Genomic DNA, 14,921 nt, shown 5'->3' with positions numbered 1-14,921 from the left:
TTTCTGCCCGTGCGAGAGCTTGCCCGCCCGACTGCGCAAATGCTCCTGGAGCATGATTTGCTCGGCGATCCGCTCGATGTGCTCCCTGATAGGCTTGGTCCGCTTGAACAGAATGGAGGCCCAGACGCCGTGCGCCTCAGGAATCGAAATCTCGAGATTCTCCGAAACGGTCAGGTCTTCGTAGATCGACGGATTCTGGAACTTGCGGCCCACCCCCTTTCGCACGATCTGGTACTCGGGAAGCCGCGTGAGCTCCATATCGCGAAACCGGATGCTGCCGGCGGTTGGCTTGGTCTTGCCGCAGATCATGTCGAGCAGCGTTGTCTTGCCGGCACCGTTTGGTCCGATAATGACGCGCAGCTCGTTTTCGTCGACATTCAAAGAAAGATTGTCGACAGCCTTGAAGCCGTCGAACGACACCGTCAAACCTTCGATGGCCAGGACGGCATGGCTCGTCGCAGCAAGCGAAGCCGCGGGTGCGGTGTTGGCGTGTAGGTTCATCACTGCCTCGTTCACAAGTGCCCCCTCATTCATGCTTGAGCCTCAACGCCCGTTGCAATGCGCCGGCGAGGCCCTGAGGCATCAGCGCGACGACGAAGATGAACGACCCGCCGAGAAAGAAAAGCCAGAACTCCGGAAATTCATCAGACAGGTAGGACTTCAGGAAGCCCACCACCAGGGCGCCGACCACCGCGCCGGGAACCGAGAGCCGGCCGCCCATCGCGGCGTAGATGACCATCTCGACCGAGGCCACCGCGCCAATCAGGTTCGGCGTGATGAGCCCTACCTGCAGCGTGAACAGCGCGCCGCCGATCGACGACAGCACGGCAGCGACCGTGAAGATGAACGCCTTGACCATCGCGGTGTTGTAGCCGGAGAAACGCACCCGGTCCTCGCGGTCGCGCACCGCGATCAGGATCTTGCCGAAGCGCGTGTGCAGCATGCGGGCCGCGAGCGCCATCACGCCGAGCAGCAGCGCGACCTCCACGAAATAGATGACGCGCTTCGCGCCGTCGCTCACGATGTCCATCCCAAGCAGCGTCTTGAAGTCTGTCATGCCGTTCGCCCCGCCGGTGTACCCCTGCTGGCCGATGATCAGCACCGTGAGGGTCAGCGCCAGGGCGATCGTGACAATCGCGAAATAGACGCCGCTTACACGCTTTTTGAAGATCGCGTAGGCGAACGGGAACGCCACCACCACGGGCACGAGCAGGATCGCCGCGATCGTGAATGGCAGGCTCTGGAACGGCTGCCACCATAGTGGAAGCTTCTCCAGGCTGCTCCACACCATGAAGTCCGGCAGATTCGGTGCCGACGCCTCGAGCTTCAGGAACATGGCCATCGCATAGCCGCCGATGCCGAAGAAGATGCCCTGGCCCAGGCTCAGAATGCCGCAGTAGCCCCACGCCAGGACGATTCCGATCGCCACGAAAGCAAAGCTCAGGTACTTGCCGACCTCGCCGATCCAGAAGGCACCCAGCGTGAGGGGTAGAACGGCCAGCAGCAGCACCGCAATCGAACCATGCGCGCCGAACTCGGCGTACTTTCTCAGGAATCTCATGCTCAACTCCTCACCTTCGACGAGAACAGCCCGTTCGGCCGGTAATACAGAACCGCAATCACGAGCAGCAGAATCGTAACCTTGGCCATCGAGTCACTCATCAGGTACTCGAATGCCGACTGCGACTGCGCAATCAGGAAGCCGGACGCCACCGTCCCGAGCAGGCTCGCCACCCCGCCGAACACGACCACGATGAACGAATCGACGATGTAGAGTTGGCCAGTGCCGGGGTTGGTCGAGCCGATCATCGTGAAGACCGCGCCGGCAATGCCGGCGAGGCCGGAACCGAGTGCGAACGTGAGCGCATCGACGCGATTCGTATCGATCCCGACAGCCGAGCTCATCTTGCGGTTTTGCGTGACGGCGCGCGCCTTTAGTCCCCACCGGGTTTTATAAAGTATGAGGTAGACTCCAAGCGCGACCACCGCGGTCAATGCCACGATGAAGATCCGGTTCAGCGGCAGCTGAATGCCGGCGGTGGGCTCCCAGGCGCCGGACAACCACGAGGTCAGCGGCACGGAGACTTCCTGGGCGCCAAACACCGACCGATAGCATTGCTGCATGATCAGGCTCAGCCCCCACGTCGCGAGCAGCGTGTCGAGCGGACGGTTATAAAACCAGCGGATGAAGCCGCGCTCAAGTGCGTAGCCGACCGCGAACGTGGCCGCGAACGCGAGCGCGATCGCGACGAACAGATAGATGCCCATGAGTTGCGGCAACACCTGCTCGAAGACGCGCGCGGTCAGGTAGGTCACATAGGCGCCCAGCGCCATCAATTCGCCGTGCGCCATATTGATGACGCCCATCAGCCCGAACACGATCGCCAGGCCGAGCGCCATGAGTAGCAGGATCGTAAACAGGCTCAGGCCACTGAACAGCTGCATGACAAGAATATCGAACGACATGTCCACCCTCGTTGCAAATGAGATCTCGCGCGGGGCACCGGCCGCCCCCTTGCGAGGCGCGCCGGCGGCGAGCGTCAGAGCTTCGGAAACGGATTCGGCTGGATGACCCCGGATTCGTACACAATGTCGAACTGCCCGTCAGGACGGGCGCGCCCGACGCGCACTCTCTTGGCCGTGTGGTGGTTGGCGACGAGCTCGATCTGCCCTTCCGGGGCCGCGAATTGCAGATTGAGCGAGGCCGCGATGACCTTTGGCACATCGAACGATTGCGCCCTTTCGACCGCGCGCTTCCACAGATGGACGGAGTTGTAGGCGCACTCCATCGGGTCGCCAATCACGCGGTTCTGCCCATATTTGGCCTTGAACGCCTTGACGAATTGCGCGTTCTCCGGATTGCTCAGGCTCTGGAAGTACCCCATGCAAGCGTAGTAGCCGACCGCGTTGTCTTTGCCGATGCCCTCGATCTCGTTCTCGGAAACGACCGTCGACAGCAGCTTCTGCTTGCCGCCGTCGAGACCCGAAGCCTTCAGCTGCTTATAGAACGCGACGTTGCTGCCCCCCACCACCGTGGAGTAAATCCAGTCGGGCCGGGCCGCCTTGATCTTGTTGATGATTGCCGAGAACTCCGTCTGCCCGAGTGGGATATATTCCTCGCCGACCACCTGGCCGCCGACGCGGGCAATCGTCGGCTTGGCGATCTTGTTGCAGGTCCGCGGATAGATATAGTCGGAGCCAACGAGGAAGAATGTCTTCCCCTGCTGCCTGGCCATCCATTCGATCGCCGCGATGACGGACTGGGTGGCCTCCTGCGACGTGTAGAGCACCTGCGAGTCGTCTTCCTGGCCCTCGTAGTACGTCGGGTAATAAAGCAGGCCGTGCAACTGATTCACGACCGGGAGCACCGCTTTGCGCGACGCCGACGTATAGCAGCCGACGATCGCCGCGACCTGGTCGCGCTGGAGCAGTTTCCTGGCTTTCTCGGCGAAGGTCGGCCAGTCGCTCGCGCCATCCTCCACGATTGGATCGATCTTGCGGCCCAGCACGCCGCCCGCCGCGTTGATTTCCTCGATGGCGAGGTTCTCGGCGTCAACGAGCGCAGCTTCAGCGATCGCGATCGTGCCGGTAAGCGAATGCAGCAGGCCCAGCTTCACGGGCTCGGCGGCAAATACGGCCTTCGGCAAGATGCCGACGCCCGTCAATGCTCCGCTCGCCACCATTGCACCGCTGGCTTGCAAGAACTTTCGACGACTGAGCGTGTCCATGTCCCAAACACCTCCTCTTGTTGAAACGACGCGCCTGACCCTGACGCATCGGCACTGCGCGCACTGTCTATGGCCGCGCCGTCCGCACCGTTGTGTTAAATCGACAGACAAAAAAAACCCCACGCAGATTGAAATCCGCGCAGGGCCCTGTTGCCTGATTGCACCTGCCGACATAGTTGGCGACAGGTACGGAAAACTGCAGAGAAAAATAAAAAGCCCTGGCTACTCCCATAGGAGTCTGCGCAGGGCTCTGTTGCCTTTGTGCCTCAGTCGACGGTGTTGGCGACTGGCACGATCGATCGCCAGGATTGCGGCGATCAGTTGAAGAGAAGTTTAGGAAAACACAAATATTTCCGTCAAGCGATTTCCATTTTTTGGGGTTCAGTAGTTTCCCGAGGTGCTTCCCACGCTCAATGGTCGTCCGAAGCACTCCGACGTCCAGAATACAACCGGCAGCCCCACCGATAGCGTCGAACAGTGCCGTCCCGTCGTGCTTGAGACCCAGACCATGGACATGTTGTCGCCTCCGACCGGAGGTCGTGTTTGAAAGTACCCCAGCTGCGTCCGACGAAGGGCGGTGATTTGCCGTTTCGATGACGAGCCTCAGCCGTGCATCAATGTTGTTTTTCACGACTATGCTCCCGCCAGGTCTCGCATGCGAGCGCTCTTCCGTCACGGACGTCGCACAACTGCCATTGATGAAGACCCAATAACGCCAAGAAGTGCGAAACAGTCATTGCCTTCGGTCAGAAACTAACCCGAACCGCTGGCGGTTTTCGCCCCGGCGCCCTGGCTGCAACTCAGCAAATCACTACATAATCCACGCAAGATTTCGTCGAAATCGAAGATCTTCGTCGCTAACCTTGGCAAATCCATAATAGTGGTTACTATAAGCCTCTTCAATCTCGAGTTGTGGACGTCGCCAGCGCTCATCCTTGCGAGCCATTGGCCGCCGAACCGGCACTACTCTGTGTAGTCATATCTGTTATGCAAACTAGTGCATGCCTTCAAAGCCAGAGCTCTCGAATAACGTAGCCGGACCAGTCCCAAGACCACGAAGTGGACGGTAGAGGCCCTGAACCGGGGCCTGGCTTACAAATTCTTGATGAACACGCGCCTTCAACGCCGCTTCAAAGCTTCCGGTATTCTGATCGCTATCACCGCGGTATGAGCAAGAGTGATCGCTTCCATCACAACCAGGCCGTGACTTCACTACGAACTACACGATTCTCGTCGGGTACGAACTCGCTCGAATATGCTCGTTCAACCGTTAGCGATAGTGAGACTGGATCCACGTTCCCCACTGACTGCGGGCCTTTCGACTCGACGCGCAGTAGAGGAGGTCGATCAAAGCGAAACGGGTTCCTCAAAACAATCGGGCTCTCGCGAGGTCCACGTCCGATAAAAGTACGTTTTACGAGTTACTGGTGCTTTACAGGTTACAGATTCGTGTGCTGGTAGCTCGAGAAGCCCGTGCTTGACGTGGTAAGTTCACGTGTCTATAAATCCTGCAACGTCATGTGATCCAGTTTCCGGCCGTCCGATGTGCGTTTGGATTTCATGCATGTATTGTCTCACGAGCATGACAATACTTTATAAAATGTTAGTAAGTGCTATTGCGGACAGACTTTGAATCTTGGGCTTGCGGCCCGTTCACTAGATGGAGAATCGACATGAAGAATTCAGTTCCTACCGATACAGCACAAAAGGGCGAAGCGGCGAGCAAGACACTTTACGAGCGTCTAGGCGGTGCATATGGCATCGCAACCGCTGTCGACCGTCTCATTGAGAATCTGCATCGCAACGAGACGCTCAATGCTGCGAACGAGAAGGTCAAGGCGTTTCACACTGATGCGTTCAAGGCTGGATACAAATTCATGGTCACTGCGTGGGTGATCGAGTTCACTGGTGGACCCAAATGCTATCCTGGGCGCGATATGGTAACTTCGCACAGCCATTTGGGGCTGACCGCGTACGAGTTTGATGTGACTACCCACGAAATCAAGAATACGCTGTATCAACTGGGGGCTCCGAGCGCTGAGATCGAAGAATTGATGAAGATCATCTATAGTCAGCGTGACAACATTGTCACCAAGGCAAGCTGATTTTAACCTCAGTGTCTTGAGGCGAGGAACATCACGTCCAGTTTTTCGAACCGGGAAAAGATGCGACGGAAGCCTTTGAGGCGGCGAAACAGGCGCTCAACTTCGTTCCTGCGTTTATACATTTTCCCGATCATATTCCCATGGCTCAAGGCGATTGCTTTTGGGCGGAACGACGGGAATGAAACCCAGGTCGAGCGCGAGTTGCCGTGTCTCGTCACCTTCATACGCCTTATCCATCAAGAGGTGCAGTGGCCGATTGGGCGGTCCCAGGCTTTGCAGCAGGGCGCATCCTTCCGGCGCGTCGCCAGCCTGGCCGGGCGACAGCGCGAACGTTATGACGAGCATCCGCGGCAACCATATGAATCTTGGTAGTCCATCCGCCACGGGATTTTCCAATGGACTGTGGTCCGTTTTTTTAATGCGCCGGTACCATCAGGATGAACCTTTACCACCGTGCTATCCAGCGAGACCGCTTCAATCCTGATACGAACGATCTGCTCACGCTGCAATTCCGTAAACACCCGATCCGGCACACCACTTCTGGACCGGCGGTTCATCCGGGTGTAGATCGTGTGCCAGCGGCCGAATCGCTTGGGCAGTCCGCGCCATTTGCAACCGTGTTCGGCGACGTAAAGGATTGCATTCAGCACCTGCAGGTTCGTCAGGCTGACATTGCCGCGCTGTCGTGGCAGGCAATACTCGATACGCTGATATTGGGCTTCGGTGATTTCCATCACCGAAGTATACGGTCAAACAAAATTAGTCTGAACAGGCCCTAGCCTTAGGATCGTTGCATCTGTCTTTTACCAATCCCCCCACCTCGCAACCAGAAGAAGGGACGCTCCGGCAATCGATACGAAAGAGCATACCTGATATGAGGTTCACACATACCCTGTCAACACGTCAGGCAAGCAACTCTTCGACACTCAAGCGCAAATTATCAGCTTGAGCCAAATGAGCATCCTGTTGAGCCAATGCGACATTCAACCTGCGGATGATCGACACTAGACTTCAATCACACCGGTCGAACCAGACCGCGTCTCAACATTGAAAGAGGTAGAAATCATGAAGTCATTTATTCAGTCCGTTGCCATTGTTGTCGCCCTCGCCGCTCCGGCTGTATCGTTCGCAACGCCACCCGTTACCCGGGCTCAGGTACGAGGCGAACTCGTCCAACTTGAAAACGCTGGTTATCGCGTCGGTAATGGTGACCGCACCAACTACCCGCAGGCGATTCAGCAGGCGGAGGCTAAGGTGGCCGCGCAACAAGCCGCTGCAGCAGATGGTTATGGTGGTGTCGCAGGTGGTTCGTCTGACGCCGGACAGCGGCGGGACGTTCGTGTATCGTCGTACTCGGCTCCGATTTACGACCACCACTGAAAGTGACAGGGTGCAAAACGCGGCGTGGACTGTGGAGTGGGCTCCCGAAGGAGCGCAATAGTTCACGCCGTAATGCGTCCAGGTGCGCCGGTTACGGCTAGACGGGAGTCAATCGTAACGTGCCTGTAGATCGTCAACTACCTTGGCCGGTCGGCGGGTGTAGTTGTCGCTGGTCCGTGTGCTCAGGCCAGCCTCTATGCCGATCTGTGTCCAGAAAAACCGCAGGCGCCGCATGTGCGTACTCGGCTTGCTGCTCGAGCGCAGAGCGGTAGCTTTGTGGCCCGCTTGAGGGGTGCGATGAAGGCCCGCTGTTTCGACATGACCCATTCGCATTCCAATCGACAAACCGATGTTCCTTCTTCCAGGCGTTCGTTGATCAGCAGCCCGCAGGAATCCCACTATTATGGAGATCTGAAGGGACATTTTGTCATGACGGGCGGTGACTTCAACCCTGGCGCTGCACCTGGGCGCCGCGCAGCAGGCAGCCTGGACGCGACGCCTGGCCTGGGCTCCTGAGCGCAAGCGTGTGCCTGGTGCCTGTCCACGCTAATAACCGGCTTGGGCTGGCCGCCAGAAAGAATTGTAGAGTTACGGGAACAGACCGCAAGCATTCCACCCATGGAGGTCCGCCATGTCTACCGAACGATTCACGTTTCAAGGATCGGATGGACAACAGCTTTCCGGCCGGCTTGAGCTACCTGACGCGGAGCCTCGCGCGTTCGCCCTGTTCGCGCATTGCTTCACCTGTGGGAAGGACATCTTCGCGGCGAGCCGGATCGCCCAGGCGCTGACCGAGCACGGGATCGCCGTGCTGCGGTTCGATTTCACGGGGCTTGGCGCGAGCGAAGGCGAATTCGCGAACACCAACTTTTCCTCGAACTGCCGTGACCTGATCGCAGCGGCCGATCACCTGCGCGCGACGCACCGCGCACCCGCGCTGCTGATCGGCCACAGCCTGGGCGGTGCCGCAGTGCTGGCCGCGGTGTCGGACATCACGGGCGCCGAGGCCGTCGTCACGATCGGGTCACCGAGCGATCCCGGGCACGTGACGGGACTCTTCAAGGACTACCTGCCGCAAATCGAGGCCGAAGGCGAGGCGCAAGTCCAGTTGTCGGGACGGCCGTTCCGGATCAAGCGGCAGTTCCTCGAGGACGTCGCCGAGCAGCGGCTGACGGAGAAGATCGCCCGCATGAATCTCCCCTTGCTGGTGATGCATGCCCCCGACGACTCGACGGTCGGCATCGTCAACGCGAACCACATCTTCCGGGCCGCACTGCATCCCAAGAGCTTCATCTCGCTGGCCGGGGCGGACCACCTTCTGTCGCGCAAGCTCGACGCCATCTACGCGGCGAACGTGATTGCGGTTTGGAGCGATCGCTACCTCGGCGCGAACGGCGTCGAGGGGGCTTAGCGCAGTTATTCGCGTGAGCTCGTCCCAAGGCCTGTCATTAGTGTGAACAGGCATCTAGCGGACTACTTGCATAGAACGAGGCCGGTACGTGCGGTCGTCTCGAAATTCGACGACGGTCGTCTTTGGCCGATTTATGCTCCTTGAGTGGCCGTGCCGAGCGACTGCTCGCCCGCGCTGCAGACAATCAACATCCGCCGCCGTGCATGATCACCGCACGCCAGCGTCTCCGTACCACTTCGACCTATTCGAATCAGCGTCGGGACAGCCATTGTCATCTGCAGCAAAGGATCCGCTTCAAACCAGAGTTGATGATCAAACCGGGCGTCAGCTTTGCAGGACACGGCTGCGATCGACGGGAATGGAATGGCTGTATACCCAGCCGAGGGAGATCAGGCCCACGAAGCAGGGTTTGGGTGGTCAGAGCAATTTGCAGGCCTCGTCAAAATCCAGGCGCGGGCTACGCGGGAACAGCCCTGCCGGATCACCATAGCCCAGGTTGCAGAGGAAATTCGACTTGATATGGCTGTCCGGAAAGTACTCCTGCTGGAAGACACCCTCCTGTGCGCTCGCAGGAAAAAATTCATGGTCAACTTTTGCATGATCGAATCCGGACATCGGCCCACAATCCAGTCCGAGCGAGCGGGCAGCGAGGATGAAATAAGCCCCTTGTAGCGAGCTATTGCGCCGTGCCGTGACCTCGGCCAGTTCCGGTGTGTCGGCGAACCAGGCTCGCGCATCTGCGTGCGGGAAGAGTTTAGGCAGCTTTTCATAGAATTTGCCGTCGTAGGCGATGATGGCAGTCACCGGTGCGCTCATCGTCTTGTCGATATTGCCTGGTGCCAATGCCGGCAGAAGTCGTTGCTTCGCTTCCTGAGTGCGCAGGAACAGGATACGTGCCGGGCTGCAGTTTGCGCTCGTTGGACACCACTTCATCAGCTCATAGAGTTCGCGCAATGTGTCATCACTGACCGGCTGAGGCAGCCAGCTGTTGTGGGTTCGAGCCTGACGGAACAGGAGATCCACCCCTTCGTCATTCAATCGCTTGTCCATGTTTGCCTCCCAACGGAAACGGACGCTGCAAGTTGGCTTCACGCAGCGGGTCAGCGATGATCTGAACGCGGCCCCGTTCTGGTGTTATAGACGTACAACGCGTCATTCACGGAAAAATTTGCGCGACCGGGTATAGCCAACCGCATCGGGCAATAGCCGGCCATGAAGCGCCACTCGCTGAGAGAACCATTTGGACGTTCGGACGGCAGCGCCGCATCGCGATCCGCCGTACGCATCCCGAAAACGCTGGCCGTACCGTCGAACACCACGAGCGCTCTGACGTTCTCAATCGCGTGGGCGCTTTCGCCTGCTCGACTCTGCTCGCCGGGCGAGATCAGTCAGTAGCCACTTCGCGACCTGCTCCCGCCGATCCATTCCAACCGAAGCGAATTTGAGCTCCCCTCCGTAATAGACAATGACCGCCCCGGTCATCACATCGCATCCGGTGCAATCGGCGCGCGAAACGGTTGCCCCCTGTATGTTTTGCTTTCACCGAGCCTTAGCCATTGCCACCGTGAAAGTACGTCAGCTTGTCCGATACGGAATTCACGCCCTGCACAGAGCGCACAACGTCTTCCGCCTGCCGGAGCTGGTCGCTATTGCGAACCGAGCCGCTCAGCGTCACAGCACCGTCTCTCGCGCGAACGAAAATCCCGGAAACATCCAGGCCCGGCGCTTTAGCCAATGCGCGCCGGACAGCATGAGAGAGCGCGCGGTCCGCCTTCTTCGCGCTGGGAGCCGCCGCCATCGCGCCCGCCAGGTTTGACGCGTCCGAAGGCGCATTGGCCGACTGGGCATGGGACATGCCCGCAAGCATCAATAGAAAAGATGCACACAAGGCACATCGCAGGTTCGATTTCATTACCTGCTCCTATAAGTGCCGCGCCAGTGCAACGTTGCGGTACTGCAAACAAAGCACTGAGGAAATGCCGAGGAATATCCAGACTGCGGACAGTGCAATACGGTCGGCAGCCGAATTGGTTACACCGGCCTCAATAAATATTGCATCACGATCCGAAAACGTGCTTCAAAGCCGTTCAAGCCGGTGGAATATCAATCGCCCTTGTGAAGCTGCGAGGCGTGACGCGCCAGAAAGGGATAGAGATGCCCCGCAAACGAAAGTATCGCCGAACGCCTGAGAATACGCGGCGTCATGGAGAAACTGGATGCCACGGAAATCGATACGAGTGGTCCGGCGGCTTATGACGCGCGCGACAGCAAGCAAAGCAAGTAAGGCAACGAAGCCAGTAACTGCTACTTCATGGCACCCGTTACTATCTTCTCGCCTCGATAATCGAGGCTTTTGGCCAGCCAGGCCCGGCATGATTCCTGCCCACAGTCGTCCATGGTCCGGTCCGAATTAGTAAGATGCCATGAAAATGTAGCCCGGTGCCAGCAAGCAATTTGCGCCGACGCCTGCAACCCTGATGGCAAGCGCGGTACACCGACGCCGCACGCGCCGTATCGTAGTTCAGCGCGGCCGAATTGCCGTTGCGCGCCAATTCACGCGAAACTGTCGAGTCGCTTCGACCAGGCAGTCGTGCGTTGGCTCCCGTGCCAGCTTCCGAATTTCAATCACGATAACCGCAGGCTCCCCCACGCTCCGAAGTTTGTATTTCGTCATCGCCACACCTTGCTTGATTTCATGGGTTGCACTTGTAACCGGTAAACTGGCACATATCCCTTACGACGCGGCAGATAAGCAACACTCCATAACAATCTCTATGCCTCAATGGAGTGACACGCTATGCTCCCGTTCACGGTCTTGCTGATCGGGTCCATGGAAGAGTTGTTCCAACCGCCTCGCTAACCACGGTGGATCGCTCATGAGAAAAATCATCATTTCCAGTACCACTAGCGCACTTTTCGCTGCCACTTCGCTGCCGGCATTCGCACAAAGCTCAGTCACGCTATACGGGATCGTCGATGAAGCCATCCGCTATCAGACGAATGCTGGCCCGGGTGGGAAAGATCAGGTCTCCATGACGTCTGGTCCAGAAACCCACAGCCGCTGGGGTTTGAAGGGCAGTGAGGACCTTGGGGACGGCTGGTCTGCAGTCTTCCACCTGGAAAACGGCTTTGAAGCCTTCAATGGGCAACTACACGTTCCCGACACACTGTTCAGTCGACAAGCTTATGTGGGTCTGTCGAACACCACATGGGGCTCGCTGACCTTCGGCAGGCAATATGCGCCCGCTTACGACACCCTGGGGGACATCTTCGACCCGTTGACCGTCGGCAACTACTGGCAAAACAGTTGGCCGTATAACGGAATAGGCGGTTACCTGGAGGTCAACAACTCAGTCAAGTACCAGGGTACCTTCCATAACCTGGCAATTGATGCCCTTTATGGCTTCGGCAACCAGTCTGGCGCGCTCGGTCTCGGCGCCACTTACGCTGTGGAACTGACTTACACATACGGCCCTGCCATGCTCAACGCAGGCTTCCAGCAGGTCTCCGTGCCGACATCGGCGACCGGTACCTCGGTCGGCACCAGCGTCGGCAGCGCGATCAATGGCGCCAAGATCAACTTCCTTCACATCAGCGCCGCGTATCAGATCACCCACGAAATCCGCCTGCTGGCCGGCTGGCTTCACGGACAGGACCAGACTGGGCTGACCGACGGCAATATGCAACAAGCCGGCGCGCCGACACTGAAGGGAGCCAGCCCCAACCGTATCGACGATACCTACTACGTCGGCGCGAACTGGAAGGTCATCGAGCCACTTCTGTTCACGTTCGCCTACTACTACGGGCACGCGCGCAATGCTGAGCGACTCGACGGCTCGCTCGGTACTGGGGTGAACCAATCGGCTACCATTCTCGCCGAATACTCGTTCTCGAAGCAGTCGGAAGTCTATGCGATCACGGACTGGTCGCGTGGCACTGGCGCCTTCGCCGCCGACTATCCGGGCGGGGTCGATTCCGCTGGCGTTCCAAGCAACACGATTGGCCGAACCAATCAACTGGGCGTGGCAATCGGTCTTCGCAAGATGTTCTAAGCGGGTGCCCGCGAGAATTTCGGCCTTCGGCAACGGCGATCATTCGCTAACCCTTTCGGTGCATATCGCTGCAGCTCACGAGGCCAGACTCAGAACTGTCAGGAGAGCGCATCGAAGTGCGCGACGTCTATCGGCATCCGAGGGAGACGCTGCAGTTCTTCGGCGTCGAGCCCACACAAACGGTGATCGAAATCACGCCGGGTGGGCGGCTGGTACAGGAATATCCTGGCGCTGCGGCTGTACGGTGGCGGCCATCGTTAGGATGCCAAATAAGTCAACACGTCAGCGGAAATGGCCGCCGAAGACCGCGAAACATTAAGGAGTAGCCCACCCGGTGCACTCGGTTGACGCCCCCGCCATGAAGGATCGATTTTCCGGTGCTACAGGCGTGTCAGGTATGGGTGAACTCCCAGTCCCAGTGAGAAACTGGCTAAAGCGACGCGCTGCGTCGCTTACCTTATGCGGGAGTGCTACGGCGGTCGGCCCTTTGTCCAGCGCTTCGGCAGGCATTGACTCGCTGCGGCGAAAATTTCACGCTGCTCCGCCGTTAGCCCGGTTTGCCTGCTCACATGAAGCCAGTTGTGAAAAAATGGAATTGTGCGACTTCAAGGGTGTTCAGCTGAGTTGTTTCGCGGAGAGCATTGAAGTTTTTCACTGGCCGGAGACGCTCTTCGGCAACCTGCACACATTGCAGTCATCCACCGTCCCACTATCCCAGGAACGAAACCGCTAAAGACGAGGAGGTGGCAAATGGCAACGGATCACGAACTCAAGGCTCAATTGGCCGACCTTGCCCATCAAGCGGAGGAAGCAAAGGCGCTCGAAGTTCATGCGGTCATTGTCGAAATTCGCACGAAAGTCGCCGAATACGGACTCACGTAAAGAGACATTTTCGGGCGCCGGAGGCGTGCCCTGTCAAAGAGCAGCGTCATCGGCGTACCGAAGTATGCGACCCTAAAACGGGGGCCGAACGGACGGGGCGTGGCCGGGCGCCCTCATGGATTAAGGCCGTGAAGGACCGCACCCACTTCTTGATAGCCGGTTCAGCGAACGCAGCGCTTCAAGCACACAAGCAGGAAGGCCGCCGGCACGGGCGCAGCTTCAGGGAAACCTACGGCTAGCAAGTCCGCGCAGACAAAGTCCATGCGTCGCGCGAGACGCGGGTCAGCCAGAAAAGAGACAATGCAGGCTACAGGCTAGCCTCGGGCGCAGCCGGCTTAACTGAGGTGCGTACCCATGCGCAGCGCGCGCAGTTGCGCCGAATCAGCCGCGGGCGGGAATACGTGCCAGTAGCCGTCATCGTGCTGGAAGAAAAACAACGCGTGCAAACCCGCCGGTTGCCAGGTCTCTACGCACACGTAGCGCCCTCGGCCCGAGCGGGTGCGACCAAACTCGGTGACGTGCACCGGCGTGGTCGGGGCGAGCCATTTTTCGACTTGGTATCGCAGTGACTGAATCTTCGTGTCTTTCATCTGCTGCTCCCGTGCACCGGTAGTTTCGCAGCCCATTCGCAGATGCCGCGAAAATATGATCCGGTCGCCGTCGATGTGGACGCCATTTCCCCGCGCCGCATCGAGAGCTTCAGAAACCACTTTAACTTTAGCGCCGAAATCATGCCACGGCGTATGCTTCAGCAAGAAAGCAACAGATACAAGCCTGGCACAAAGGCGCGTGTTCGGCAGCTCTTCACTACGAATGTTGGTGCGCTGCACCACAGAATTGTGTAGCCCTGAGTGGCCGAACTGGTTGATGCCTCGCCAGGCGGACATGCGCCTCTCCCGGCGGCACACGGTAGCCGGCACGCCGGAACGCAAAAGCGTCGAACGAGTGGGCGGCAAGGATGGGACAGGTCGACTTCAGTACATTCGAGCACCAAGGTTGGGAGAGGGTCGCGCAGCCCTATCACACATACTTCGGTGATTTGACCACGCAGTCGAATCCGGCCGTGCTCGACGCGCTCTGGATTGGTCGGGGCGCGCGCTTTCTGGACGTCGCATCGTGGTCTGGCTACCTCGCTGCCGCAGCCGCCCGTCGTGGCGCAGACGTCGCCGGTGTGGACTTCTCGCTAGCGATGGTCGAGAAAGCGAGGCGCGTCTTTCCGGAACTCGAGTTCCGCATCGGCAATGCCGAGGATTTGCCTTTTTCCGACGAAAGCGTTCAGCGAGCAACGCGCCTCCTCGCTATTGGCTTTCACGATCCGATAAAAAAATCAAGTTAGCATTCGCTTTATTGTCCTTGTCATATT

At 58.6% G+C, this 14,921-nt stretch carries 12 protein-coding genes and 2 pseudogenes; 6 read left to right on the top strand and 8 right to left on the bottom strand.

The features are described from left to right. The 4 genes from BO1_RS54980 to urtA form a co-directional block, all read right to left on the bottom strand. Positions 1 to 501 (bottom strand): ATP-binding cassette domain-containing protein (locus BO1_RS54980; RefSeq protein ID WP_043288731.1); only part of this gene is annotated, 501 nt, incomplete at its 3' end. A gap of 25 nt (positions 502 to 526) precedes the next feature. Beyond that, positions 527 to 1,510, bottom strand: coding sequence for an urea ABC transporter permease subunit UrtC (gene urtC / locus BO1_RS54975; protein ID WP_245644044.1), 984 nt, complete (start codon positions 1,508 to 1,510; stop codon positions 527 to 529). Positions 1,511 to 1,563: 53 nt separating this feature from the next. Beyond that, complete coding sequence (gene urtB, locus BO1_RS41335) at positions 1,564 to 2,466, bottom strand: urea ABC transporter permease subunit UrtB (RefSeq protein ID WP_028222583.1); 903 nt, start codon at positions 2,464 to 2,466, stop codon at positions 1,564 to 1,566. Between the two features lie 74 nt (positions 2,467 to 2,540). Next, a complete protein-coding gene (urtA, locus tag BO1_RS41330) occupies positions 2,541 to 3,728 on the bottom strand; it encodes an urea ABC transporter substrate-binding protein (RefSeq protein WP_084688701.1) in 1,188 nt (395 codons plus the stop codon). A 1,673-nt stretch (positions 3,729 to 5,401) separates the two neighbouring features. On the opposite strand from urtA, the gene BO1_RS54970 reads away from it, so the two are divergent. After that, on the top strand, positions 5,402 to 5,833 hold the full coding sequence (locus tag BO1_RS54970) for a group I truncated hemoglobin (protein WP_043288728.1): 432 nt from the start codon (positions 5,402 to 5,404) through the stop codon (positions 5,831 to 5,833). 8 nt (positions 5,834 to 5,841) lie between these two features. On the opposite strand, the pseudogene BO1_RS59840 reads toward BO1_RS54970, so the two are convergent. Next, positions 5,842 to 6,567, bottom strand: a pseudogene (locus BO1_RS59840) (IS5 family transposase). 331 nt (positions 6,568 to 6,898) lie between these two features. Here BO1_RS59840 and BO1_RS58485 point away from each other — a divergent pair. Continuing rightward, positions 6,899 to 7,213: a DUF4148 domain-containing protein gene (locus tag BO1_RS58485; RefSeq protein WP_084688699.1), complete on the top strand. Its 315-nt coding sequence runs from the start codon at positions 6,899 to 6,901 to the stop codon at positions 7,211 to 7,213. 631 nt (positions 7,214 to 7,844) lie between these two features. Beyond that, complete coding sequence (locus BO1_RS41315; RefSeq protein WP_028222581.1) at positions 7,845 to 8,624, top strand: alpha/beta hydrolase family protein; 780 nt, start codon at positions 7,845 to 7,847, stop codon at positions 8,622 to 8,624. A 417-nt stretch (positions 8,625 to 9,041) separates the two neighbouring features. On the opposite strand, the gene BO1_RS41310 is transcribed toward BO1_RS41315, so the two are convergent. Together BO1_RS41310 and BO1_RS41305 are read right to left on the bottom strand one after the other, a co-directional pair. After that, positions 9,042 to 9,674 carry a malonic semialdehyde reductase gene (locus tag BO1_RS41310; protein ID WP_028222580.1) on the bottom strand — a complete coding sequence of 211 codons (633 nt, stop codon included), beginning with the start codon at positions 9,672 to 9,674 and terminating at the stop codon, positions 9,042 to 9,044. A gap of 499 nt (positions 9,675 to 10,173) precedes the next feature. Next, positions 10,174 to 10,536, bottom strand: coding sequence for a BON domain-containing protein (locus BO1_RS41305; protein ID WP_028222579.1), 363 nt, complete (start codon positions 10,534 to 10,536; stop codon positions 10,174 to 10,176). A 964-nt stretch (positions 10,537 to 11,500) separates the two neighbouring features. On the opposite strand from BO1_RS41305, the gene BO1_RS41290 reads away from it, so the two are divergent. Together BO1_RS41290 and BO1_RS62200 are read left to right on the top strand one after the other, a co-directional pair. Next, positions 11,501 to 12,676, top strand: coding sequence for a porin (locus tag BO1_RS41290; RefSeq protein ID WP_028222578.1), 1,176 nt, complete (start codon positions 11,501 to 11,503; stop codon positions 12,674 to 12,676). A gap of 750 nt (positions 12,677 to 13,426) precedes the next feature. Further along, positions 13,427 to 13,713: pseudogene (locus BO1_RS62200) on the top strand (H-NS histone family protein); the annotation flags it as partial. 180 nt (positions 13,714 to 13,893) lie between these two features. Here the strand turns inward: BO1_RS62200 and BO1_RS62195 are convergent. After that, positions 13,894 to 14,445 carry a hypothetical protein gene (locus tag BO1_RS62195; RefSeq protein ID WP_407670070.1) on the bottom strand — a complete coding sequence of 184 codons (552 nt, stop codon included), beginning with the start codon at positions 14,443 to 14,445 and terminating at the stop codon, positions 13,894 to 13,896. Positions 14,446 to 14,516: 71 nt separating this feature from the next. On the opposite strand from BO1_RS62195, the gene BO1_RS41275 reads away from it, so the two are divergent. After that, entirely contained in the window at positions 14,517 to 14,894 is a 378-nt protein-coding gene (locus BO1_RS41275) for a class I SAM-dependent methyltransferase (RefSeq protein ID WP_028222576.1), read from the top strand. The last annotated feature ends 27 nt before the right edge of the window (positions 14,895 to 14,921 follow it).

The sequence above is a fragment of the Paraburkholderia oxyphila NBRC 105797 genome (assembly GCF_000685075.1).
Classification (GTDB): Bacteria; Pseudomonadota; Gammaproteobacteria; order Burkholderiales; family Burkholderiaceae; genus Paraburkholderia; species Paraburkholderia oxyphila.
This window is presented reverse-complemented; position numbering and strand designations above follow the sequence as displayed.

Excerpts from the sequence above, each read along its gene's own strand:
- BO1_RS41305 (WP_028222579.1), bottom strand. The coding sequence starts at position 10,536 with ATGAAATCGAACCTGCGATGTGCCTTGTGTGCATCTTTTCTATTGATG.
- urtA (WP_084688701.1), bottom strand. The coding sequence starts at position 3,728 with ATGGACACGCTCAGTCGTCGAAAGTTCTTGCAAGCCAGCGGTGCAATG.
- BO1_RS58485 (WP_084688699.1), top strand. The coding sequence starts at position 6,899 with ATGAAGTCATTTATTCAGTCCGTTGCCATTGTTGTCGCCCTCGCCGCT.
- BO1_RS41275 (WP_028222576.1), top strand. The coding sequence starts at position 14,517 with ATGGGACAGGTCGACTTCAGTACATTCGAGCACCAAGGTTGGGAGAGG.
- urtB (WP_028222583.1), bottom strand. The coding sequence starts at position 2,466 with ATGTCGTTCGATATTCTTGTCATGCAGCTGTTCAGTGGCCTGAGCCTG.
- BO1_RS54970 (WP_043288728.1), top strand. The coding sequence starts at position 5,402 with ATGAAGAATTCAGTTCCTACCGATACAGCACAAAAGGGCGAAGCGGCG.
- BO1_RS41290 (WP_028222578.1), top strand. The coding sequence starts at position 11,501 with ATGAGAAAAATCATCATTTCCAGTACCACTAGCGCACTTTTCGCTGCC.
- BO1_RS41315 (WP_028222581.1), top strand. The coding sequence starts at position 7,845 with ATGTCTACCGAACGATTCACGTTTCAAGGATCGGATGGACAACAGCTT.
- BO1_RS62195 (WP_407670070.1), bottom strand. The coding sequence starts at position 14,445 with ATGTCCGCCTGGCGAGGCATCAACCAGTTCGGCCACTCAGGGCTACAC.
- BO1_RS41310 (WP_028222580.1), bottom strand. The coding sequence starts at position 9,674 with ATGGACAAGCGATTGAATGACGAAGGGGTGGATCTCCTGTTCCGTCAG.